The following is a 23584-nucleotide window of genomic DNA, read 5'->3' on the forward strand; positions in this document are numbered from 1 at the left end:
GAAGATCGATGACCGGCGGATGCGTCGGGCAATCCATCAGCCTTCGGGGATGTCTGCAGGCTGGGTGCTGGCTTGGTTTGAGGTTGCTGTCGGAGTGTCAGGCGGGCGACGAATGTTCAGGGTCCAGGCGATGGGCAGCACCAGCACGCCATAGAGTAGCATGGTGGCTAAGGCGTAGCGGGTATCCCCGGCGGCATCGGCTACCAGACCGCCCACCATAGGGATCCCGAACGACAGGGTATAACCCACCGTGAAGTTACCGGCCGATAATCGTCCGGTGTCCTTGCTGGCGACCAGCAACGGTGGCAGGGCCACCAGCAGGATCAGCATCATCCCGGCGGTAAAGCTCATACTGACGGCCAGCGCAATACTGAGCCAGCCCGAGGTCAGAATGACGCCCAGCAGGGCGGTCAGACTGGCGACACTCATGAACACAATCATCGCTTTACGGCCCACCCACCGCCGAGCCATGCGTAACATCACCATGGAGGCGGCAACCTGGGCGAAGTTGAACCAGAACAGCCCGTCGTCGAGTCGGCCCAGTTCACTGCGCTGGGCCAGCAAGTTCCCCATATAGGCGTTGACCCCGAAAAACAGCGAGCCCGAGCTGCCGAGTAAAAGGCCCAGTCGCAGGGTCAAAGGATTGCTCCAGTCCGGCAGCCACTCGGGTCGGTTGAGTGGGCGGTTCAGCTCCCGGATCGGTAAAAACAACAAGGCCGCCACAATCAAGGCGGGTAACGACCAGGCCAGCAATGTCATCCGCCAGCTGTTCTCCAGCAACGGCATGACGATGGGCAGGGTGATTCCGGCACCGATAAATTCTCCCATCAGCATGCCGTTCATATAAACAGCGGTGCCTAATGCCAGATGTTGGGGTTGGAGCCAGCGGGTAAGCAAGGCTGGCAGGGCAGGCTGCATCATGGCGATGCCCAGCCCCATGACCGTACTGGTGAGCATCAACACGACCGTGTTGGGGGCCAGGCCTCGACTGGCGGAGCCAACGGCCACGATGACCAGTGCCAGCGCCAGGGTATTGCGAGGACCAATACGGGAGATGGCGAGCGAGCCTGGCATCGCCCCAATGGCCAGCATGAGCACCGGCAGCGTGGTCAGGGCGCCGGTCAGGGCCTGGGTAAGGGCCAACTCATCGGCGACATAAGGCGCCAGGGCCGGGGCCACCAGCATGGGAATGCGGAGGTACAAACCGGTCAGCCACAACAACAGAGCCACCAGCAGTAAGCTGGTGGTCTGAGGCTGAGCCGGTGTGGAATTACTCAAGGCAGATTCCCGCAGGTTGTGTCGGGAACCTGATTGGAAGGATCAGTCTTCTGACAGATTGTAAGAGCCATCGGCATCGTGTGATTCACGGCCGGTGACCGGAGGGTTAAAGGAGCAGATCAGACGCATGTCCTCAGTGCCGCCTCGCAGGGTGTGGCGGTCGTGCTTATCGAGGGCATACAGCGTGCCATCGGTAATCTCGTGGGTTTCACCGGTGGCGAGATCGGTGATGGAGCCGTTACCAGAGACGCAGTAAACGGCTTCAAGGTGGTTCTTGTACCAGAGATTCAGTTCGGCACCTGCCGGAATGATGGTCTCGTGGAAGGAAAAGCCCATACCGTCTTTTTTCAGCAATAACCGCCGGCTGGTCCAGCCTGGTCCTTCAACTTCCCGTTCTGTACCAATAATGTCCTGTACTCTGACTATTTTCATGGTATTCCCCATTCTTTGGAGTGGCTAGCGCTTCAGTATAAACATTCCTGTTAGGCACTGTTCAACCGCCAATCGTCGTAGGCGGCGAAAGCGGCTTCAATGGCGTGTCTTAACCGTTGCCGGATCTCATCATCCAGGTTATTGTTTTTACGACATTTATCAAAAAATCGCTGCAGTGTATTGCGGCTGTCACGGTCAAGCTGTTCCAGCCAGTGGGATTCGGTCGGTGCCAGATCCAGCAGCTCGCGCCCGGCGTGATTGCGGCGACTGATGTGCCACCAGTGATCGATGGCCCGACCCAGTACAATGTAACCAAACTGGCTGTCCTGTACGGGACCAAAACTGGCGGTCTGCAGGCCGTCGCGCAGGGGGCCGATTTTCAGCGCCGACAAAGTCAGCCGGTCACCGTAAAAGTAGCTGCCGGCGGCGCCAATCAACCCACCTATCAGTGCCCCGGTGCCGAACGAGGCGCCAAAAGTCAGGGCATCAATTCCAACGCCGCCAAGAGCGCCGGCGCCAAATCCGGCCGTGGTCAGGTAGGTACGGCTCACCCCCCAGACCTGCCGACTGTTTTCGCTAAACAGATCGTGGTCGCTGTGCCAGGTCAGTTCGGCTTCCTGGCGCTGAATGCGGTTGTGTTGATACAGGTGCTCAATGGTCAGGCGCAGGCTTTGCTCGCGCTGGCGTTGGTGAAGGTACCAGCGTTCGCGGAGACTGTTGACGAGCGCATCTTTGCTTTGATCCGTCGCCTGAGTGGCCGTCAGGATACGTTGCTCCTGCCAGAGCATCATGTCTTCCAGGGCCGTGGCGATCAGACCGGAGGCCTGCTCACTGCGACGCAGGCGTTGCTCCTGAAGGTGTTGGACGGCTCGCTCCAGGGGTTGCTCCCAGCGGGGCTCAAGCTGACCAAAGGCTTTTAACAGACTCAGGTGCTGATCAAACGGCGCCCGCACGGCGTCGAAACGACGCACGACCTGGAAAAACTGACCCAAAGCCGCTTGCCAGGTGTCGCTGTAGTCGTCCGGACCAATGCTGTTGATCAGCGCCAGGCTGGGCTGACCAGTCCAGCGCAGGATGGTCATTTCCGCCTCGTTCTCGGCGCTGTAAGGCACGGAGCCGTCCACCACATAAATAATACCGGCACCCTCCAGCACAGGCGCCAGCAATTCACATTCGTCGTGGAAATCATCATGGCCACGGTGCTGGGTCACAAAGGCCGCGACGGTTTCCGCTCGATCCGAGGCCGTCAGGCTGTGTGCTTCAAGCCACGCCAGCACCCGGCGTGGACGCTGAAAGCCGGGCGTGTCGACCAGCGTGTAGAGGGTGTCCCCGTCCACGGTCAGCGGGTAGGTCTGACGGTGCCGGGTGGTGCCGGGTTCCAACGCGATGGCGATGGCATCGTTTTGAGACAGGGTCGCCACGACACTGGATTTGCCCTTGTTCGGGTGGCCGACCGCGGCGAAAACAGGCGCTGCGCTCATTGCACTTCCCCGGCGGTATGTCCGGTGGCATCGCAATGCCCCGGCGCTGCGGGGGCATGCGCGGAACACACGTAAATCAATGGGTCCTGTTGTCGCTCGGCGAACCTCAACCACTGCGACAGCTGGTGCTGGGGAGGCTGGCCAGTCGGATCGACGCTGGCGGGTAACAGCGCCAACCGCACGCCTTGCGGCCAGCTCTGTCGGGCTTCAGCCAGAAAATCGGCCAACTCCCCCGTTGGCGGCTCCCAGGCCCGGGTGACCACCAGCACCGCCTTGCGGGGGTCCGACGACAGCTGCAACCCTGCCCTGCGCAACGTTTGGCGGTCGTCAACCAGGGAGGCCGAGCCACCGGCCGTGAGGTTGAGGGCGGGCTCGGGATGTGTCTCGGAATGGGACCATGGCGCCGTATCGGCGCCTGCATGCGCCCAGCGGATGATCACGCAGGCGCTGGGCACTGGGTGAACGGCGGCGGTGGTGGCCAGATCGGGTTGGTCCTTGGCGTCGGAATAAGCGTTGCCAGTGTCCAGGGCGGGTGTTTCCATGCGGTACTGCAGCGCCGCCAAGCCCGGGTGGCGTGCCAATTGACGCCGCGCCCGGGCGCCAAGGTGCCCGTTCGCGAAGGCCAGCAGCAGCAGACGCGGAAGCACCAGATAACACAGCCAGGTCATCACAATAAACGGCCACCATTCGCCCCAGCGGGCCGGTGCAGTTTCAACGCTGCCTTCTGTGATGCGGAAAAACCGCGAGTCTGCCACCAGATCCAGTGACGGTGATGCGGTCGGCCATAAGTCCTGCCAGGGAAGCGCGATGAACCGGATGAAACGATGAAAGGCTTCGGGCGATGTGTTCAGCGTGGTGCTCCAGCCAAACGCCAGATCCTGAACAACGACCAGCACGATCAAGGTCAGCACACCGGTGATGCCGAACGCGAGCCCGCCGGTGTGTGCGGCGCGGGCCATCAGTTGTGGTTGCAACGAATGCAGAGCGGAGCCCGTTGCAGGAGAATAACCCAGCCGGCTGCTGATGCGCTCCATCAGCAGCCCCCAGGGTTGCCAGCCCATCAGGGCCTGGACACTGGTTAACAGCGCCAATAACAGCTGCAGAGCCGCGAAGGCCAGCATCACCGTGATGTTGATTTGGTTGGTACCATCGTAGAACAACAACCCGACCATGGTGATCACGCCCAGCATCGCCCCCACCGCCGCGAATCCAACAGTGCAGCGGTGCCAGAATGTCAGCCGGGCGTCATTGCGACGAGTGGGGCTGGGACGGGCGGTAACGGCATTGACGTAACGAAGCCAGGCCCGGGGGCTGGGGCGCTGCCCTTCGGCCTGACAGGCCAGGGCAAATTTGCGATCCCGGCGATGCAGAAACGCCGCCGGCTGCGCTTGATCTTTGCGAACCTGGTCATCGAAATCCAGTAGTAATGTCAGTAAATCCTTAGGCATGAAGGGTCCTGAGCATGGGTCGTCTTCAAGAGTGTAACCTGATCCATCGTCGGCCCGCCAAGCCAATGGGATGGGTAAATGCTAGGATAAAGAACACCTTTACGCGACGTCCGATCTGCCTATGCCTCACCACCTGATGAATCTCCGACATGTGCCCGATGATGAGGCGGATGAAATCCGTGACCTGTTCGAGGCCCATGACGTGCCCTACTATGAAACACCTCCGAGCCGCTGGGGCATCAGCATGGGCGGTTTTTGGGTGCATGATCCGGACCAGGCGGAACGGGCCAGAGCGCTGTTGGCCGAGTATCAGCGCGAACGCCAGCACACCCAGCGCCAGGCGTACGCGCAGGCCCGACACGCGGGACGTGTCGTCGGGGTCTGGCAACGATTTCGGCAGCGCCCAGTCACAATGCTGGCGGTTTGTCTGGCTGTTGTGGTGATTGCGGCCCTGACCCTCGCTCCCTACCTGACGCTGTAGTGAAAACAGTGACGAGCTGCAGTGGTGATCTTAGGCGACAAGCCATGGCGCAATGATGTCGTGCTCTTCGCACGGCCTCACCACGGGTCGGGAAACGGCTGAAACGAATAGCCACAGTCCCGATTTGCAGACAAGGAACCGACGCGAGGGTGCACCGGCCAGAGGGACTTGAGTGCGGCCAGCGGGGGCGATCACAACAGGCGTGCCTGCCGTTGTCCCAACAGACGGGGCGTGAGTGGGTTCAGTCTTTGTGCTTGAGCCGCGAGAAGGTGGCCGGTGCCACCCCGAGCCAGGCCGCGAGCAGAAAGTCGGGTACGCGTCGGATCAGTTCCGGGTAGTCCTGTACCAGCATGTCATACCGGTCCTGGGCGGGCAGGGTTTGTTTGTGGAATTCCCGCATGGTGGACAGTTCGGCGAGTTCCTCGGTCAGCGCCAGTGCGAAGCGTGCCCAGCGGCCCTCGCTGTAGGAACGAATGGTCGATCGAAAAGTGCTGAAATCCGCCACCCATAGGGTACAAGGCGTCACGGGTGTCAGGCAGAGGGTGTTCCGGGCGGTCCGACTGCGCCCGAAAACCGGCCAGATCATATCGCCCTCGGTAAAAAAATGATGAATGGCGACTTTACCCGCTGGAGACTCGCGGAACAGTCGCAATACCCCGTGCTGTACCAGATAGACCTGCCGCCAGGGGCGCTCATGTTTTTCCAGAACCGTTTCCGCGTCCATGGCGGATTTGCTGAACAGGTCCGCGACTTCAGCCAGAAATCGATTATTGAGATTCTGTGGGTCGTCAGTCAACCGCAGGCCAAAAACCCGGCTCAGGCTATTGAGTAAAACCAGGCTTTCAGGCGAGGTGGCTGCTGGCATGGCCGCATTGTCTTCCTGGCCAAGCAAACACGGAGCAGACGCCAGCGGGTTGGCCTTGTGGTGGGTATCAGTCATGGGCATGCGGCATATTGGGCGAACGCTGAATTGGTTGGCCTGTGATTATTCCATGATCACCCCAAGCCTCAAAATGACTTATATCATTTTGGCCAAGCGATAAAATCGATAAGCCGCTCGGCAACCACGCCAGTCTTGGCGCTGGCCTTGCCTGGAGGCATCGTTAGCATGCGCTTCATTGCCTCGGCAGCGTCTGTACTCTTATTGCCACGATTGCCGAGTTTAACGGCTGACCGAACTTGAGCCTCCAGGCCCAGGTATGTGGGGGTGTATACTTTTTTTACCCGCAACCCACGCCTCGAGTGCGGGCAGCCATTGCCCCGACAGGGTATCGAACCGGTGGCAATGAGATATGCGGCGGCATCAACTGGTAACATCCAGCGCCCCCCGAGGGTTGGCCGGCGCGCGCTCCCGTAACGACGGTATTTGTGCGACACTGAGTCCAGGCTGTAAAAATTTGAATTCGGGGGCAGCCACCTGTGTGTGCCCTGAGTGACGCTTGAGGGTTTCCATGGAACTGGATCCGTTATCCGCTTTTTTCAGTCAACAATACAGTGCCCTTATCCTGCTGGGTGTCATCGTCGTCATCGTTGTCGCGCTGGTGCTGGTGGTGCGGATGAACCTGCTGACTCGCTCCGATCAGGAGGTACAAAAAAAGCGCCTGGATACACTCTGGCGGGAATTGGGTGATGCGCGGGTGCAACCGCCTGACGGCGTCAAGGTTCCCCCCACGCTGGACAACCCCATCCTGACGGAGCAGTTTTTGCTCGAAAAAGACGCCTGCGAAAAAATCTGGCCCCTGGTCTGGACCCTGCACGAAAAACTGGGTGTTTTCCTGCTCGCGGTTGAAAGCAATGAGCCTCCCGGCGAAACCCGGCTGTCATCACGGAACGCCGCCCTGGATGCGCGATCGAAGATCAATGAACTGCGCCCGTTTTACGACGAGGAAATTGACAGCCTGCTGACACGGCTGATTGATACCGAAATCAAGGCACACCTGGCGGGCTGCCAGTACCTGGACCATAAACCCGAGGATTTATCTGGCCCCGGCGACGATGACGGTGCGCGGCGAGCATTCCAGCAAAAATTTCGTCACCTGCATGATGCCGAAGCCCGGGAGTTATTGAGTCATCTGATTCATGTGATGCGACGGCGCCTTGTCCGTCGCCACGATTGAATCGTTCATCCGGCGATCGTCCGGATTGCGGGACGATGTCCGTAATGTCGGACAGTCTCGTTTTCTGCCTGTGAGGCTTGTACTTGCACGGTTACTGTTACTGCTATTCGACGTGTTCGTGGTTGCGGCTGTCCGGATCTCCGGACGGCGACTTGTGGCTGTCAGCGTGAATACCCCTAACTAAATGGTTTTAAACAAGTAATTAAGTTGGCACAAGAGCCGCATAGGTAGTTTCCCAGGTGCACTGTCTGCACGATGTTTGATTGCAGTCACAAGTTGCCTGATTCCAACAAAAACAATGACAGGAAGGAAGCCACCATGACGATCCGAGCCCCGCTCGCGATCTTGGCTGGGACGTGTGTCGCGCTCAGTCTGACCGCCTGCAACGATAGCAACAATAACGACGACCCTACGCTGAATCAGCGTCCCGATTTTGTCATGGGAGCGATTCAGGCCCGCCAGCACCCCGTTGATGCCAACGATCTACTGACCGGTGGCTCAGGCGCCACAGGATTGGCCAGTGGGACTCCGCCGGCGTTTGCCGATGCCCTCAACCCGACGGTGGATGAACTGCGGACACTGGCCATTTACAACAATTACCGAGCCCTGGTGGATACCTCTGCGGGCGGGGGATACGGCACGTTGTTTGGTCCGCAAGTGGGCGCCGCTGACGCCGAAGGTCGCATTGGGGGAGGCGAGTTCCTGGCCTTTATCGATGGTGGTTCGGTGCCGTTATCGGTGATGGTTCAGATCCCGGACACCTTTGATCCTCAGTTCGCCTGCATGGTCACCGCACCATCGTCCGGCTCCCGCGGTATATACGGCGCCATTGGCACCGCCGGTGAATGGGGCCTGAAAAAAGGCTGTGCAGTGGTCTACACCGACAAAGGCACCGGTACCGGGTCACACAATCTGGCCACCAATACCGCGCAAACGCTTGCCGGCCAGCTCAGTAACGACGAGAGTGTGGCGACTCAGTTCCGGGCGGATCTTACGACGGCTGAACGCACCGAATTCAACAATCTGTACCCGGACCGTCTGGCGTTCAAGCATGCGCATTCCCAAGCCAACCCGGAAGCGGATTGGGGTTTGCACGTGTTGCGATCCATTGAATTTGGTTTGTACATTCTCAATGAGCAATTCGGCACTGCGTCGGATCGGGGCCGGATCATCACCCTGGTGCCGGAGAACACGTTGGTCATCGCCTCCAGCGTATCAAACGGTGGCGGCGCGTCGATTCGCGCTGCGGAACAGGATACCCGCGGACTGATCGATGGGGTTGCGGTGTCGGAACCGAACGTCAATCCGGTGGTGGACACCGGCTTTACCATCCGCCAGGGCGCGGGTCCGGTCATCACCGAGCACAGCCGCAGTCTGTTTGATTACACCACTGCGCTGGCGGTGTATCAGGGCTGCGCCAATCGGGCACCCTCGGTGCGCGACGATGCCCCGTTCAACAGTATCCTCAACAACGTCACCATCAATGAAAACGCCTGTAGCAGCCTTGCGGCCCAGGGCCTGGTGACCGGGGCCGATCTGGATGCCCGGGCCGCGGATGCCCTTCGCATTCTGGAGCAGGAGGTGGGGATCCAGCCGGAACAGAATTTGTTGGCGCCCAGCCACTTCGGCTTGGCGGTGGCTCAGAGCATATCCATGACCTACGCCAATGCCTATGGGCGCTTCGGTGTGGACGCGCGAGTCTGCGATCTAAGTCTGGCGGCCAGTGGCGCGGGAGGCGCAGTGGTGCCCTTGCCTGCGACCCAGGAAGCCGCTCTGTTTGCCACCAGCAACGGTATTCCCCCAACGGGAGGCGTCAGCCTGATTTATGACAACGCCGCGGGAGGTGTTCCGACCGATCTTAAAGTCAGCACCTCGGCCGGCAGCGGCTTGCAGGATTACGGGCTTGATGCGTTGCTGTGCCTGCGGTCACTGGCGTTGGGGCAGGACGCGGCCAGCGGTGACGATCTGATTGGCGTCGCCGCGACCCAGTCAGACCGAATTGCGGACGGCATTGAGGCAATTCGGGCCACCGGCGATCTGGGCGGTAAGCCAGCTATCATTGTGACAGGACGCGCCGATGCCATCTTGCCGATCAACCATACTTCGCGTCCGTACTTCGGACTGAACCGGCGGGTCGAGGGTGCCGACAGTGGCTTGCGATACTATGAAGTTCTGAACGCTCACCATCTCGACGTTCTGAATGGTCTGGGGGGCTTTAACGAACGATATATACCGCTGCATCGCTACTATTTTCAGGCACTTGACCTGATGTATGGGCACTTGACCGAGCAAACCCCCTTGCCGCCCAGTCAAGTGATCCGCACCACGCCACGGGGTGCCGGTGCGCCTCCTCTCACCACGGCGCAGGTCCCGGACATTCCAGCCCTGCCGGATACCGCCGACCGGATAGAGTTTGCAGACAATCAGGTACGTATTCCGGACTAATCGAGCCGCCGCAGAACAACAGGATCAGGGCAGACCGTCCTGATCTTGCCGTTTGGAGGGCGGTTGCCCCGTTTCGGGTAACGGCCGGTGGGTGACTGTCGGTTATGGTAGTGTGACGAGCCACCGGGCAGGCGTCGGCGGTAACGCGCGAGGCCTGCCGTGTTTGCCCAAACCGACAGGCCCCTTATACTGCCTGCAACAGTCATCCATTGTGTCGGGTAACCATCGCAGAGTCAGACCCATGAAACATTCAACGCCAGACGGTAAGCGACCCACTATGCAGCCTTTCTTGATCAATCACCGCAGCGGTCTGACCCGGGATCTGATAGAGGCGCTGTTTCCGATGTTTGAGAAGGCCAGTGCCGGCGCCATCGCAGTGGACCAGGCGTCACGGATTACCTGGATCAACGCCAGCTACGCCGCGTTGCTTGGAATCAAGGATCCGGACTCGGTCATTGGCCAGCCCATTCAACCGGTGATCCCGCACACCCGTATGCCTGAGGTGGTGGCAACCGGCAACCCGCTGTTGCTGGATATCATGGAGCATGAAACCCAGCAGCTGGTGGTGACACGGTTGCCCTTTTTTGATGATCAGGGTGAGGTGATCGGAGCGGTTGCGTTCGTGTTGTACGACGACTTGCAGCCACTGACCCCACTGGTGAGTAAATACCGTCGCTTACATCAGGACCTGGCTGCGGCGCGCAAGGCGCTGGCCCGGCACGCTCGCGGTACTCGCTACAGCCTGGGCGATTTCGTGGGCGCGAGTCCGGCCGCACTGGAGGTAAAGCGGCAAGCCCGGTTGGCGGCGGGTCGAGACATGCCAGTATTGCTCTTGGGTGAGACGGGTACCGGTAAGGAGGTGCTGGCCCAGGCCATTCATTCCATCTCCGGCCGGGCGGACCGGCCGTTTGTCGGGGTTAACGTGGCTGCGGTACCCGAGAATCTGCTGGAAGCCGAATTTTTTGGTGTGGCACCTGGCGCCTACACCGGTGCGGATCGACGTACCCGCGATGGCAAATTCCAGCTGGCCAATGGCGGTACCCTGTTTCTCGACGAAGTCGGAGACATGCCGTTGACCCTGCAGGCCAAATTGCTCAGGGCATTGCAGGAGGGTGAAATTGAGCCCCTGGGCTCCAACAAAGTTCAGCAGGTGGATGTCCGGGTCATTGCCGCCACCAGTCGCAATCTCGAAGCCATGATGGCCGAAGGCAGTTTTCGGTCCGATCTATATTATCGGCTCAATGTCCTTGAAATCCCCATCCCGCCGTTGCGTGATCGCCTACAGGACCTGGGTATCCTCTGTGAAGCCATACTCGAGGCGGTGTGCGAGGGTCTGGATCTGCGCGGTGAAATCACCGACGCTGCGGTGGCCGCACTCAGTACCTATGACTGGCCAGGCAATATCCGGGAGCTTCGTAATGTACTGGAGCGCGCGCTGACCATGGGCGAGGACCTTGGCATTCTGGATGCGGATGCTATTTTCAAGGTTTTGCCCCGCAGTGGCAGCCGGTCCGTCTCGTCGTTGGCGCCCCGACAAGTGCGGCTTCTATCCCAGACCATGGCCGCGGCGGAAGCCCAGGCCATTGAGGATGCCTTGATAACGTGTCGGGGTAATCGCACGCGCGCGGCCAAGATGCTGGGCATTTCCCGGTCCGTTTTCTACGAAAAACTCGCCAAGATGTCCGGTTAACCGGACGCATGTCCGGGTATTAGTACAATCCCTTACGACCTATGTCTGAATGTGTCCGGATAACAGTACAAATTCGATTGCTTAAATAATAGAAAAAAATTCATCTTGTTGATAAATATAAAAAAAATATGTCTGGCACGGGGTCTGCATTGTCCAGATCGCAAGACGTCGGAACAACGCAGACAACAAGCCTGACGCAAGCGATCGGATTTATTAAACCTTTGAATAACAGCCTGATGTGGTTGAGTTCCCAGACATGCGGTACGTGGCATACAGCCCCGATAGGTGGCTTTCTCGAATACCGTGTAATGGGGTGATTTGCGGCCACAGTCGTGTCTTCAAGGGTCTGTTAATTCCACGTCGATTTGGTTTCCTGCGTTGCCGGACTAAACTCAGATCAGGCCTGTTATGTCACGGGTCGGTGGTCTGTATACAACAACAATACTTAGGGGACTTAACCAATGAAACTCGTCAAAACTCTCACCGGGATCGCGACCGCGGTTGCGCTTACCACAGGATCGGCAGTCGCCGAAGATTTACGCTGGAAAATGCCAGTTGCTTTTGCCACCAATTTGCCAGGCCTGGGCTCACCGGCAGCCTGGGTGGCGGATAACCTCACCACCGCCTCAGACGGCAGCATCGAGGTTCGGGTCTACGAGCCGGGCAAGCTGGTGCCACCGTTCGACATCCTGCAGTCCGTATCGGATGGCAAAGTGTCTGCTGGCTATACCTGGATTGGCTATGACCAGGGCAAGGTCCCAGCGGTTCCGTTGTTCGCGGCCGTGCCGTTTGGCATGAAGCCGTGGGCGTACATCGGTTGGTACTACTACGGTGGCGGTCACGAGATGCTGCAGGAAGTCTATGCCAACAAGGGCTACAAGGTTTATGCCCAGTTGTGCGGCATCATCGGCCCCGAAACTGCCGGTTGGTATGCCAACAAGATCGAAACCCTCGAAGACTACAAGGGCATGAAGATCCGTTTCGCCGGCCTCGGCGGCAAGGTACTTGAGCGGTTGGGTGCCTCGGTCACCATGATGCCAGGCGGAGAGCTTTATCAGGCACTGGAGAAGGGCACCATCGACGCCACGGAATTCTCCATGCCCGCCATCGATCAGATCCTCGGATTTGACCAGATCGTCAAATACAACCTCTTCCCCGGTTGGCACCAGCAGTTTACGGCCCAGTACATGCTGATCAACAAGGGCGAGTGGGACAGGGCTACCAAGGCACAAAAAGCGCTGGTTGAAGCCTCCTGTACGGCGGCTACCACTCGCGGTCTGGCGGAAGGCGAGTATAAAAACGGTGCCGTACTGGCGGGTTTCCAGGCCAGGGGTGTTCAAGCCGATCAGATCCCCATGGATGTGTTGCGTCAGCTGAAAGCGGTGACCGACGAAGTGCTTGAAGAAGAAGCCTCCAAGGACAAGGATTTCAAACGAGCCTATGAAAGCCAGCAGGCGTTCATGGAGTCTTACAAGGTCTGGGACAGCCGTGCCTACCTGCCAAGCGATCTGGGCGAAGCGGATAAATAAGCTCGCCGTACTGGCACCATCGCCGGTACACCAGTGACCTGTGCTGATGGTCCTTCGGGGCCATCAGCATTTTGTAATAATGGCTTGCCAGGCGAGGAGCACATCCATGGCGGTGTCTGATCAAAGTTCGTCGGAACATGGGCGTAGGTCCCTGCCCGACGCAGACGAATTAATTCATCATCACACTAAATTACCACAGACGAGGTTGAGCCAGCTTATCGACGGGCTGCTGTCCGCCATTGGCAAGGGCGCATCCTGGCTCTGGATGGTCGTGACCGGCATTATCATCTGGGCCGTTGTCGGCCGGTATGCCTTCGGCCAGGGTTCGGTGATGCTGGAGGAGCTGCAATGGCATTTGGCCGGGGCCGGCTGGCTGCTGGGCTTGGCCTATACCCTGGTGGTGGATGACCATGTCCGGGTTGACGTGATCCACGAGCGGCTCAGCCTCAGAAGCCAGGGCTGGGTCGAGCTGTTGGGTATTCTGCTACTGTTGCTGCCGTTCTTGGCCATCTGCATCTACGAAATGGTGCCCTACGCCATGCGCGCCTTTGAAGTTGGCGAAACCAGTCCGGCGCCCGCCGGCTTGTCCGACCGATGGGTGCTCAAGGCGGTACTGGCGCTGTCATTTATTATGCTGGCCCTGGCGGCGTTGTCCCGTCTGCTTAAGGTCACCGCACTGTTGTTTGGATTCCCGAAGCCGGTTATCCCCGACACTGACTCGAAAGGGAACGCTGCCTGATGGAACTTGAAACCCTCTTTGTAATTGGCATGTTTATGACCTTCGGGGCATTGCTGATAACCGGGTTCCCCGTGGCCTGGGTGCTTGGCGGTACTGCAGTGGTCTGGACGCTGGTGGGTGTTATCGCGGTTGAAAATTTCGGTGCCAGCCTCTGGTTTGACTACTCCTCATCCATGGGTCTTGCACCCGAACGGATCTGGGGCATTGTTAACAGCGACACCCTGGTGGCCCTGCCGATGTTCATTTTCATGGGCATCATGCTGGACCAATCCGGTGTCGCCGAGCGACTGATGAAAAGCATGGTGCAGCTGTTTGGTGCCGTCCGGGGCGGTCTGGCCGTCACGGTAATCGTCATTGGCGTGCTGCTGGCGGCCACCACGGGCATCATCGGCGCCTCCGTGGTGCTGCTGGGGATGTTGTCGCTGCCGGTGATGCTGGAAAACAAGTACGACAAAGGCTTCGCGGTCGGTACCGCGTGTGCCACGGGCACCCTCGGAATTCTGATTCCGCCCTCAATCATGCTGGTGTTGATGGCAGACCGGCTGGCTGTGCCAGAGGCCTCGGTGGGCGATCTGTTCATGGGTGCCTTCCTGCCGGGCCTGATGCTGGGCGCGATGTACGTCCTGTATGCCATTCTGCGGCCGTTGTTTCAGCCACACATTGCGCCGGTTCCGGAGGGGCTGGCGAAAGTGAGTCCCAGCGTGATCTGGGACGTTTTCAAGGCCGTGCTTCCCACAGCTGCGCTGATCCTGGGCGTGCTCGGCTCGATTTTCGCTGGTCTCGCGACGCCGACCGAGGCCTCCGGTGTGGGCGCTCTGGGTGCGCTGTTGCTGGCCCTACTGTCGGGCCGTCTGACGCTGGCGGTGATCAAGGACTCACTGTACCAGACCACCCGGACCTCGGCCTTTATCTTCGCGATTTTCCTCGGGGCGACGGCGTTCTCCGTGGTCCTGCGGGGGCTGGGCGGCGATCAGGTCATTGAGGGTGCCCTGTTGGGACTGCCCTTCGGCCCATACGGAGTCGTCCTGACTATCTTGCTGGCGGTGTTTTTCCTGGGTTTCTTCCTGGATTGGGTGGAAATCACCCTGATTATCCTGCCACTGGTGGCGCCAGTGGTGCAGCAACTTGGCTTTGACCTGGTGTGGTTTACGATTCTGTTTGCCATGTGCCTGCAAACGTCTTTCCTGACACCTCCGGTCGGTTTTGCGTTGTTCTACATCAAAGGTGTGGCGCCGCCCGAAATCAAGGTGACCGATATCTACCGGGGCGTTGTGCCATTCATCATTATTCAGCTGGTCGCACTTGTGACGGTGTTTCTGATACCAGAGATCGCAACCTGGCTGCCCAGCGTTGCGTATGACTGAGGAGACTAAATATCATGCGTCTTGAAAATCGCATTGCACTGATCACCGGCGCCGGCCGGGGCATTGGCCGGGCCATTGCCGAACGTTACGCCCGCGAGGGCGCTCTGGTGGCAGTCGCAGACCTGGACCGGGCCAGCGCCGATGACGCCGTGGCGGCTATCCAAGCCACCGGCGGCACGGCCATGGCTGTGGTCATGGATGTCACGGATGAACAGGCGGTGGAGGCCGGAGTGGCGTCCGTTGTGAACAACTGGGGAGGTCTCGATATTGCTCTGGCCAACGCCGGGGTCCAGCACATTGACCCGGTCCATAAGCTGGCCTACAGCGATTGGCGCAAGGTGCTCGACGTGCACCTGAACGGCGCCTTTCTGCTGACCCGTGCCGCGCTTGGTCAGATGTATCAACGCGGCGGGGGTAGTATGCTGTATATGGGCTCGGTCCACTCCATGGAAGCATCGCCTTTAAAGTCACCTTATGTAACGGCCAAGCATGGCCTGCTCGGCCTGTGCCGGGCGGTGGCAAAAGAGGGTGCGGAACACCGGGTGACGAGCAACATCATTTGTCCCGGTTTTGTCCGCACCCCGCTGGTGGAAAAGCAGATTCCAGAGCAGGCGCGGGAACTGGGCATTTCTGAAGACGCTGTGATCCGCGACGTGATGCTGAAACACACGGTTGATGGTGAATTTACGACACTCGACGATGTCGCAGAGCTGGCCGTCCACCTGGCCGCGTTTCCGTCGGCAGCACTGACCGGGCAGTCCGTCGTGGTCAGCCACGGCTGGCACATGCAATAGGAGTTTTCATGGACAACGCACAAAGCCAGGTGGTCTGGACACCCACAGAGACCACCCTGAAGCACTGCCAGATGGGACAGTATATGGCATGGCTGGAGCAGCAGGGTTATGGCTCATTTGCCGATTTCCACGCCCTTCATGCCTGGTCTGTCAGCGAGCTGGAGTTGTTCTGGCAGAGCATTTGGGACTATTGCCAACTGCGCTGCGATACCCCCGCCCAGCGTGTTCTGGGCAAGCGTGGCATGCCCGGTGCAGAGTGGTTTCCGGGTATGCGGCTTAATTTTGCGGCAAACCTGCTGCGATTGGCCGACGGCGAGCAGGCGGATCAGGAAGCCGTGGTCGCCCATTGTGAGACACGCCCGGTATTGCGGCGCAGCTACCGGCAGCTCAAGGCCGACGTCGGCGCGCTGGAATCCTTCTTGCGGGCGCAGGGCGTGGTGACCGGAGATCGTGTCGCCGGTGTGGTGACCAACGGTTACGAAGCCATGGTCGGCATGCTGGCGACGACGAGCCTGGGTGCGATCTGGAGTTCGGCATCACCGGATTTCGGCGTGGGCGCCATTCTGGACCGTTTTGGCCAGATCGAGCCGACGGCGTTGATCGTGGTGAATGGCTACGGCTACGGCGGCAAGGTGTTTGCGCGGCAGGATGAGTTTGCCGATCTGGTTGCGGGTCTGGACAGCCTGAAATGCGTGGTCAGCATCCAGCAGTTGCCGGCACAGCCGCCGCTCGCCGGGGCCAAGGTAACGACCTGGGAAGCCGCACTGGCTCAGGGTGACGGTGATCAACCGTCGTTCACCCCGCTGCCGCCGGACCACCCGGTGTACATCCTGTATTCCTCGGGCACCACCGGCAAACCCAAGTGCATTGTTCACGGCGCGGCGGGCCTGCTGGTCAACCACGCCAAAGAGCTGATGCTGCATGGTGATGTCGGCCCTGGCGATCGGTTTCTCTACTTCACCACCTGTGGCTGGATGATGTGGAACTGGCAGGCGTCTGCGCTGTTGACCGGCGCCACCGTGGTGACGGTCGACGGCTCACCGGGATACCCGGACCTGAGCAGTCTGTGGCAGCGGGTGGCCGATGAGCGGGTCACCCACTTTGGCACCAGCGCCCGATTCCTGGCGGGTTGCCGTAAGGCCGAGCTGGCGCCGGCAACGGACCTGGATCTGTCCCCTCTGCGGGTACTGTTCTCGACCGGTTCGCCGCTATTGCCGGAAGACTACGACTGGGTCTACCGCCAGGGAGCCCCGAAGGTCCTGCTCGGCTCCATTGCGGGCGGCACCGATATCTGTGGCTGCTTTGTGGGCTGTACGCCCCTGCTGCCGGTGCGCCGTGGTGAAATCCAGTGCCGGTTGCTGGGCGTGGATGCGGTTGCCTACAGCGAGGACGGCCATGCCCTGGACCACGGTCGTGGCGAGTTGGTGTGTCGCCAACCATTGCCGTCAATGCCGGTCGGTTTCTGGGATGACCCGGAGGGCACCCGTTACCACGAGGCCTATTTTGATACCTTCCCGGGGGTATGGGCCCACGGCGACTTCATTGAATTCACCGAACATGGCGGCGCCATCATCTATGGCCGGTCCGATGCCACGTTGAACCCCGGCGGCGTCCGTATTGGCACCGCGGAAATCTACCGTCAGGTCGAAACCGAAGCGGCCGTGAAGGACAGTCTGGTGGTAGGGCGTCAGATCGAAGGCGACGTTGAGGTGGTGTTGCTGGTCGTCCCTGCAAACGGCGACGACTTGAGCGACGACGTAATCAAACGTCTGAAAACCCGTATTCGTGAAGGGGCGAGTCCGCGGCATGTGCCGCGCCATATCGTGGCCGTAACCGATATTCCCTACACCCGAAGTGGCAAAAAAGTTGAACTCGCCGTGGCACGGCTGCTGAATGGCGCTGCCCGCAGCGATAACCGTGATGCGCTGGCCAACCCGGAAGCGCTCGACGCCATTCGCGACCGGTTGGCGGAGACGGGCTTGTTGCCGGCCAGCCAATGACGGAAGGGGGTGGCATAACCAATCCCGCAGACTTTTTGCCACCCGCTGATCTCCTCCCGCCAACCTCGGGGCCGGCGGTCATGGAGGTGCCGTTCGCCCGCTCGGTTGAGGGCCGCACAATTGGGCCGCCGACGTTTGTTTGGTGGTGGGATTCGTAACATTCCACGCTGATTAGACTAAAATCCTAATCAAAAGGATTCAAAAACTGGTATCTTTACAGCCTTCTCATAAGTTCGTAATCAGTCTTTGCTTTACTCTGATGTTCACAAGACGCCAGAGATTGCCCTGACCGTCCTGAACTGACACATTTGCCTGAGGACGAAAATGACCACATCAAAATCCAAAATTATTTACACCCTGACCGATGAGGCGCCGGCACTGGCGACCCGGTCACTCCTCCCTATTCTGGAAGCCTACGCTAAGCCGGCCGGTATTGAATTTGAAACCAGTGATATCTCGCTGGCGGCGCGCATTCTGGCGACTTTCCCGGAATACCTGGACGAGAATCAGCGGGTTCCCGATTCATTGGCAGAGCTGGGTGAATACACCAAGAACCCTGAAGCCAACATCATTAAGTTGCCAAACATCAGCGCCTCGATTCCTCAATTGCGGGCCGCGATCAAAGAATTGCAGTCCCAGGGCTATAACGTTCCTGACTATAAGGAAAGCCCGGAGACCGACAAAGAAAAAGACGCCAAGGACCGATACGCCAAAACCTTGGGCAGTGCGGTTAACCCGGTATTGCGCGAAGGCAACTCCGATCGCAGGGCGCCGGCCGCGGTCAAAGCGTTTGCGCGCAAGTACCCACATTCCATGGGTGAGTGGAGCCCCGCATCGCGTACCCACGTTGCCCACATGAAGGGCGGGGATTTCTACTCCAGTGAGCAGTCCATCACGTTGGACAAAGCCACCAACGCCCGTATCGTTTTTGAAAACACCAAGGGCCAGCAAACGGTTCTGAAATCAGAGCTGCCACTGCAGGAAGGCGAAGTACTCGACGGCATGTTTATGAGCTGCAAGGCTCTGCGGAAGTTCTTTGAAGACGCCCTGGAAGATTGTCAGAACACCGGTGTGATGTTCTCGCTGCACGTCAAAGCCACCATGATGAAGATCTCACACCCCATCGTGTTTGGTCATGCAGTGAAGATCTTCTACAAAGAGCTGTTTGACAAGTACGGTGAGCTGTTCGATGAACTCGGGGTCAATGCCAACAACGGCCTCTCCAGTGTCATGGAGAAAATCAAGGCATTGCCGGAATCGAAACAGGAAGAAATTCAGGAAGACCTGCATGCCTGTTACGAACACCGCCCCGAAATGGCGATGGTGGATTCGGTGAAAGGCATCACCAACCTGCACGTACCCAGCGATGTGATCGTGGATGCCTCGATGCCGGCGATGATCCGCAACTCCGGTAAAATGTGGGCGCGTGATGGCAAGTTAAAAGACACCAAAGCGGTTATGCCGGAGAGCACGTACGCCACCATTTACCAGGAAGTCATCAACTTCTGCAAAACCCACGGTGCGTTTGATCCCACCACGATGGGAACCGTCCCGAACGTCGGTCTGATGGCACAGAAAGCCGAAGAGTATGGCTCTCACGACAAGACCTTTGAAATTCCGGAAGACGGCATCGTCCGCATTCTCGACGCAGACGGCCGCACCCTGACCGAGCACAAGGTGGAGAAAGGCGATATCTGGCGCGCGTGCCAGACCAAGGATCTGCCGATTCGCGACTGGGTCAAGCTGGCGGTCAACCGTGCGCGTGCATCGGGTATGCCCGCGCTGTTCTGGCTGGATGACGAACGCGCCCACGATGCCGAACTGATCAAGAAAGTACAGATGTACCTCAAGGACCACGACACCGAGGGCCTGGAAATCCTGATCAAGTCCCCGGTTCGCGCGATCCGTTGGACCATGGAGCGCTTGATTCGCGGTTTGGATACCATCTCCGTCACCGGCAATGTGCTGCGGGATTACCTCACCGATCTGTTCCCGATTCTGGAGCTTGGCACCAGTGCCAAAATGCTTTCCGTGGTACCGTTGCTGAACGGTGGCGGCCTGTATGAAACCGGTGCGGGCGGTTCTGCTCCGAAACACGTACAGCAGCTGTTGCAGGAAAACCACCTGCGCTGGGACTCCCTCGGCGAGTTCCTGGCCATTGCGGTATCGCTGGAAGAGCTGGGTGAGAAACAGGGTAATTTGCGCGCCCGACTGCTGGGACAGACTCTGGATAACGCGACCGGCCGTCTGCTGGAAAATAACCAATCGCCTTCGCGGGTGACCGGTGAGCTGGACAACCGAGGCAGTCACTTCCATCTTGCGCGCTATTGGGCGGAAGAGTTGGCTCACCAGGACGAAGACCAGGACCTGAAGGCCTTCTTCGGCAAGTTGTCGGAGGAGCTGGAGAGCCACAAGGACCAGGTCCTGGAAGAGCTGAGCGTGATTCAGGGCAGCCCTGCGGACATTGGTGGCTACTATCACCCCGCATCGGAAAAGGTCTGTGAAGTGATGCAGCCGAGCAAAACGCTGAACAGAATTTTGGCGGAAGCTCGCGCTCAGGTGAAGTAACAGGCTTCTTCACCTGAGCCCAAAACCCGGGTGGCAGTCATGCCCTCCGGGTTTTTTTGTGGGTTAGTTATGGCTGCTGCACGTCGGCGAATTGCCCTCGCGTCAGGTTGGCCAAGGCTCCCGGAGCCAGTTCGATCTCCAGTCCCCGGCGACCGGCGCTGACAAACACCGTGTCAAACGATTGGGCAGTCACGTCGATGACAGTCGTGAGTGGTTTCTTTTGCCCCAGTGGGCTGATCCCGCCCAATACATATCCGGATGAGCGCTGAACGGCAGCCTTTTCCGCCATAACCGCCTTCTTGCCCCCGACGGCCTTGGCGATGAGCTTCATGCTTAACATGGCCGACACCGGCAACACCGCCACGACCAGGGAGCTACCGTCCACCGACACCACCAGCGTTTTGAATACCTGCCGGGGATCCAGGTTCAGTTTTTCAGCCGCCTCCAGGCCATAAGATTCGCTGGCGACATCGTGCTGGTATTCGTGGACGGTGTGGGCAATTTGGGCCTTTTTTGCGGCGTTGATAGCGGGCGTCATGGATAGGCGACTCGTTGTGTGGGACCGGTAATAGGATAGTACGATAACGCCAGTGCCGGAATCGACCGCCGGCCAGCCTGTGGTTGCGCTTTACGCTCGACTAACGCCCTTTTGCTGGCTATGGTTCTGTTAGGAAATGACGTCACTTCACTGTTGCAGCCCCCCCCGCGCCCTGCATCGGCAACAACTTATGTGCTCAGAGAATACAATGGATGGATAAGAGTAAAGATCGCTCGCCACTGAAAAGATCAATGTGGATTGTCCTGGCCTACCTGATTGCCGGCGTCATCTGGATCACTTTCTCCGACGCAATGGTTAAAGCCTGGTTTACCGACCCGGACTTACTCACTCGTGTGCAAACCTATAAAGGGCTGGCCTTCGTGGTCGCCACCGCAGTGGTGTTGCTGTTTGTGTTGTTGCCCCAGTTCAGACAGGAACAGAAGCGCTCCTTGAATCACCAGCATCAGCGCGAGGAAATTCGCCTCCTCAGCCAGTTCCAGCAAAACGTTATTGATAACGCCAGTGTCTGGATCAACGTGCTCGACCCGCAGGCGCATGTGCTGTTGTGGAACAAGGCGGCTGAAAAAATCAGCGGTTATCCGAGTCATGAAGTGATTGGCGGCGACGATATATGGGCCTGGCTATACCCCGATGAGTCCTATCGCGCCGAAATCACTGCGCTGGCGGGCGCCATTCTGACGGACAATCAGGAGGTGGAGGACTATGAAACCCGCATCGTCACCCGTGAAGGCTTAACGCGAATTATATCCTGGAATTCGAGATGTATTTTTGACGCAGAGGGGGTGCTGGTGGGGTCCATTGCCATTGGCATGGATGTGACCGACAAGCATGAAGCCCAGTCCGGGCTAAAAGCCCGCGAGCGTCAACTGACCACGTTGATGGATAATCTGCCAGGTATGGCCTATCGCTGCCTGTATGATGAGTTCTGGACCATGAAATTCATCTCCAGTGGGTGCCTTGAGTTAACGGGGTACGAGCCGAAAGAGCTGCTCGACAATCGGGACAAAGCCTTTGTCGACTTGATTTTCAGCGAGGACAACGCTGAGGTGATTCGGGCGGTAGAAGAGGCGATTGCGGGTGCGGAATCGTTTTCACTGGAGTATCGCTTGATCCGCAAGGACGGCCGGCTGGTATGGGTTTGGGAGCGGGGCCGGGCCGTCGAAGACAATGGCGAACTGGTGCTGGAAGGCATCATCCTTGATATGTCGGAACGCAAGGCGCTGGAACAGGAGCTATCCCGGCTGGCCACCCACGACACCTTGACCGGACTTTACAACCGCCGGGAGATGACGCGCCTGCTGCAGGAAGAAGTGAGCCGATCGGCTCGTTACCACCGACACCTTGCTCTGCTGTGGATCGATATTGACCATTTTAAAGCGGTCAATGATGACTACGGTCATGCGGTGGGTGATCAGGTGCTGACAGACATCTGTAAGCGGTTGGCCAGCAGCATCAGAAGTGTCGATGCGATTGGCCGCTACGGCGGCGAGGAGTTCGTTGTATTGTTGCCGGAAATGGAGTTGCCGGAGGCGCTGGAGACCGCTGAGCGGTTGCGGGCCCTGGTGGCGCAACAAACCATTGTCTTAGGGGGCGACACCACACTGTCGTTAACGATCAGTGTCGGCGTGGCGGTGTTCCCCGATCACGGAGACAATGCGGATGCGCTGTGCCATGCCGCGGACCAGGCCATGTATGACGCCAAAAAGGCGGGTCGCAATCAGGTTCGCGGAGCCCAGTCGGCGGGCGTCAGGCAATAGAAACGCGTCAGGCACTCGTACAGCTCAGGCTCCTCATCCCGCAAAAGCTGACCCCTGAGGAAAAAGGCCTCGGTGACGACGGCAAAAAACTCCGCCGGATTCTGGGCGCCATAGGGATCAATCACACCGTCACTGCTGTGGCGAAGTCTCAGGCGCTGCCAGGCGTCGGTGAAGACCGCTTGCCAGTGTGCGGCAGCTTGCCCGGACGACAGCGGTGGGGCACCATCAGCGGCGCCATCGACCTGATCGAGCTGATGGGCGAATTCATGCAGCGCCACATTGGAGGCGCTGGTGGGATCGGCGGCTTCCTGGCTCAGGGTCTCCCAGGCGAGGATCACACGACCCTGTTGCCAGGATTCGCCGAGCCGGCTTTGTTCGGTTGTACCGGCGATCGGCCCGTCCCGTACGTCAACCAGGGCACGGTAGGCGCCGGGGTATACCAGAATGGCTTGCAGGCTGCTGTAATAGTCCATCGACAACCGGTTGATCAGCAGGGCCGCGTGCGCGGCGATCAGCAATTTCATCGGTTCGGTGACGGTCAGTCCGGCACACCCATAAAATTTGACTTCGTCCAGGATCAGCATCGTATGCTGGTGCAACTGCTGACGCTCTTGTTCGGGCAGTCTGCCATACAGCGCCATGCTATCGTCCAGCTTCTGACGCCAATGCTCCGGAAACGACCGGCGGCTGATGCGACGACGGCGCCAGCGACGGTGAAGGAAGAGTGTGTAAACGGCCAATCCCAGAATCGCCAGAACGGTCAGTCCATAACCAAGCATACGGTGGTACTCTCCGTTATGAATACGCCATCATGAATGCGCCAGCATGGGCACTCCCGGTATGGGAGGCTTCGTGGTGGTGCGCTTGAACGGTGGTGCGCGTCAGTCGAGCGTGCGCCAAAG

The 23584-nt window shown here is 59.1% G+C and carries 18 protein-coding genes; 11 read left to right on the forward strand and 7 right to left on the reverse strand.

Annotated elements, in window-relative coordinates:
• Positions 1-36 precede the first annotated feature (36 nt).
• Genes GRX64_RS15690 through GRX64_RS15705 form a run of 4 tightly spaced genes read right to left on the reverse strand, consistent with a single transcriptional unit; the run spans position 37 to position 4639 of the window.
• Positions 37-1278 carry an MFS transporter gene (locus GRX64_RS15690; RefSeq protein WP_235937711.1) on the reverse strand — a complete coding sequence of 414 codons (1242 nt, stop codon included), beginning with the start codon at positions 1276-1278 and terminating at the stop codon, positions 37-39.
• Positions 1279-1320: 42 nt separating this feature from the next.
• Positions 1321-1710: an ectoine synthase gene (locus GRX64_RS15695; RefSeq protein WP_166268686.1), complete on the reverse strand. Its 390-nt coding sequence runs from the start codon at positions 1708-1710 to the stop codon at positions 1321-1323.
• 50 nt (positions 1711-1760) lie between these two features.
• On the reverse strand, positions 1761-3191 hold the full coding sequence (locus GRX64_RS15700; protein ID WP_166268687.1) for a GTPase/DUF3482 domain-containing protein: 1431 nt from the start codon (positions 3189-3191) through the stop codon (positions 1761-1763).
• Positions 3188-4639: a DUF2868 domain-containing protein gene (locus GRX64_RS15705; protein WP_166268688.1), complete on the reverse strand. Its 1452-nt coding sequence runs from the start codon at positions 4637-4639 to the stop codon at positions 3188-3190. Before GRX64_RS15705 ends, GRX64_RS15700 begins: the two co-directional genes overlap by 4 nt.
• 121 nt (positions 4640-4760) lie before the next feature.
• On the opposite strand from GRX64_RS15705, the gene GRX64_RS15710 reads away from it, so the two are divergent.
• Entirely contained in the window at positions 4761-5120 is a 360-nt protein-coding gene (locus tag GRX64_RS15710; RefSeq protein ID WP_166268689.1) for a DUF6164 family protein, read from the forward strand.
• Between the two features lie 241 nt (positions 5121-5361).
• On the opposite strand, the gene GRX64_RS15715 is transcribed toward GRX64_RS15710, so the two are convergent.
• Positions 5362-6060: a Crp/Fnr family transcriptional regulator gene (locus GRX64_RS15715; RefSeq protein ID WP_166268690.1), complete on the reverse strand. Its 699-nt coding sequence runs from the start codon at positions 6058-6060 to the stop codon at positions 5362-5364.
• Positions 6061-6571: 511 nt separating this feature from the next.
• Here GRX64_RS15715 and GRX64_RS15720 point away from each other — a divergent pair.
• From GRX64_RS15720 to GRX64_RS15760, 9 genes are all read left to right on the forward strand, one after another.
• Positions 6572-7237: a hypothetical protein gene (locus GRX64_RS15720; RefSeq protein WP_166268691.1), complete on the forward strand. Its 666-nt coding sequence runs from the start codon at positions 6572-6574 to the stop codon at positions 7235-7237.
• A gap of 318 nt (positions 7238-7555) precedes the next feature.
• Entirely contained in the window at positions 7556-9682 is a 2127-nt protein-coding gene (locus GRX64_RS15725; RefSeq protein ID WP_166268692.1) for a 3-hydroxybutyrate oligomer hydrolase family protein, read from the forward strand.
• Between the two features lie 241 nt (positions 9683-9923).
• A complete protein-coding gene (locus tag GRX64_RS15730; protein WP_282433954.1) occupies positions 9924-11372 on the forward strand; it encodes a sigma-54 interaction domain-containing protein in 1449 nt (482 codons plus the stop codon).
• Between the two features lie 461 nt (positions 11373-11833).
• Complete coding sequence (locus tag GRX64_RS15735) at positions 11834-12901, forward strand: TRAP transporter substrate-binding protein (protein ID WP_166268693.1); 1068 nt, start codon at positions 11834-11836, stop codon at positions 12899-12901.
• Between the two features lie 106 nt (positions 12902-13007).
• Positions 13008-13640, forward strand: coding sequence for a TRAP transporter small permease subunit (locus GRX64_RS15740; RefSeq protein ID WP_166268694.1), 633 nt, complete (start codon positions 13008-13010; stop codon positions 13638-13640).
• Positions 13640-15004, forward strand: a complete 1365-nt coding sequence (locus GRX64_RS15745) for a TRAP transporter large permease (protein WP_166268695.1) — start codon at positions 13640-13642, stop codon at positions 15002-15004. The genes GRX64_RS15740 and GRX64_RS15745 overlap by 1 nt, the downstream gene beginning before the upstream one ends.
• Positions 15005-15018: 14 nt before the next feature.
• Positions 15019-15798 carry a 3-hydroxybutyrate dehydrogenase gene (locus GRX64_RS15750; RefSeq protein WP_166268696.1) on the forward strand — a complete coding sequence of 260 codons (780 nt, stop codon included), beginning with the start codon at positions 15019-15021 and terminating at the stop codon, positions 15796-15798.
• An 8-nt stretch (positions 15799-15806) separates the two neighbouring features.
• Positions 15807-17798, forward strand: a complete 1992-nt coding sequence (locus GRX64_RS15755; protein ID WP_166268697.1) for an acetoacetate--CoA ligase — start codon at positions 15807-15809, stop codon at positions 17796-17798.
• Between the two features lie 324 nt (positions 17799-18122).
• A complete protein-coding gene (locus tag GRX64_RS15760) occupies positions 18123-20366 on the forward strand; it encodes an NADP-dependent isocitrate dehydrogenase (protein ID WP_166268698.1) in 2244 nt (747 codons plus the stop codon).
• Between the two features lie 67 nt (positions 20367-20433).
• Here GRX64_RS15760 and ybaK read toward each other — a convergent pair whose 3' ends face one another.
• The gene (gene ybaK / locus GRX64_RS15765; protein ID WP_166268699.1) at positions 20434-20904 is read right to left on the reverse strand and encodes a Cys-tRNA(Pro) deacylase; all 471 of its coding nucleotides are present in this window, start codon (positions 20902-20904) and stop codon (positions 20434-20436) included.
• Positions 20905-21116: 212 nt separating this feature from the next.
• Here ybaK and GRX64_RS15770 point away from each other — a divergent pair, with 212 nt between their 5' ends.
• Positions 21117-22682 (forward strand): sensor domain-containing diguanylate cyclase, encoded by a 1566-nt coding sequence (locus GRX64_RS15770; RefSeq protein ID WP_166268700.1) that lies wholly within the window; start codon positions 21117-21119, stop codon positions 22680-22682.
• Here GRX64_RS15770 and GRX64_RS15775 read toward each other — a convergent pair.
• Positions 22643-23461 carry a M90 family metallopeptidase gene (locus GRX64_RS15775; protein ID WP_166268701.1) on the reverse strand — a complete coding sequence of 273 codons (819 nt, stop codon included), beginning with the start codon at positions 23459-23461 and terminating at the stop codon, positions 22643-22645. The two genes, GRX64_RS15770 and GRX64_RS15775, sit on opposite strands and share 40 nt — an antisense overlap.
• Positions 23462-23584 lie beyond the last annotated feature (123 nt).

The organism is Marinobacter caseinilyticus (assembly GCF_011074955.1).
GTDB classification, from domain to species: domain Bacteria; phylum Pseudomonadota; class Gammaproteobacteria; order Pseudomonadales; family Oleiphilaceae; genus Marinobacter; species Marinobacter caseinilyticus.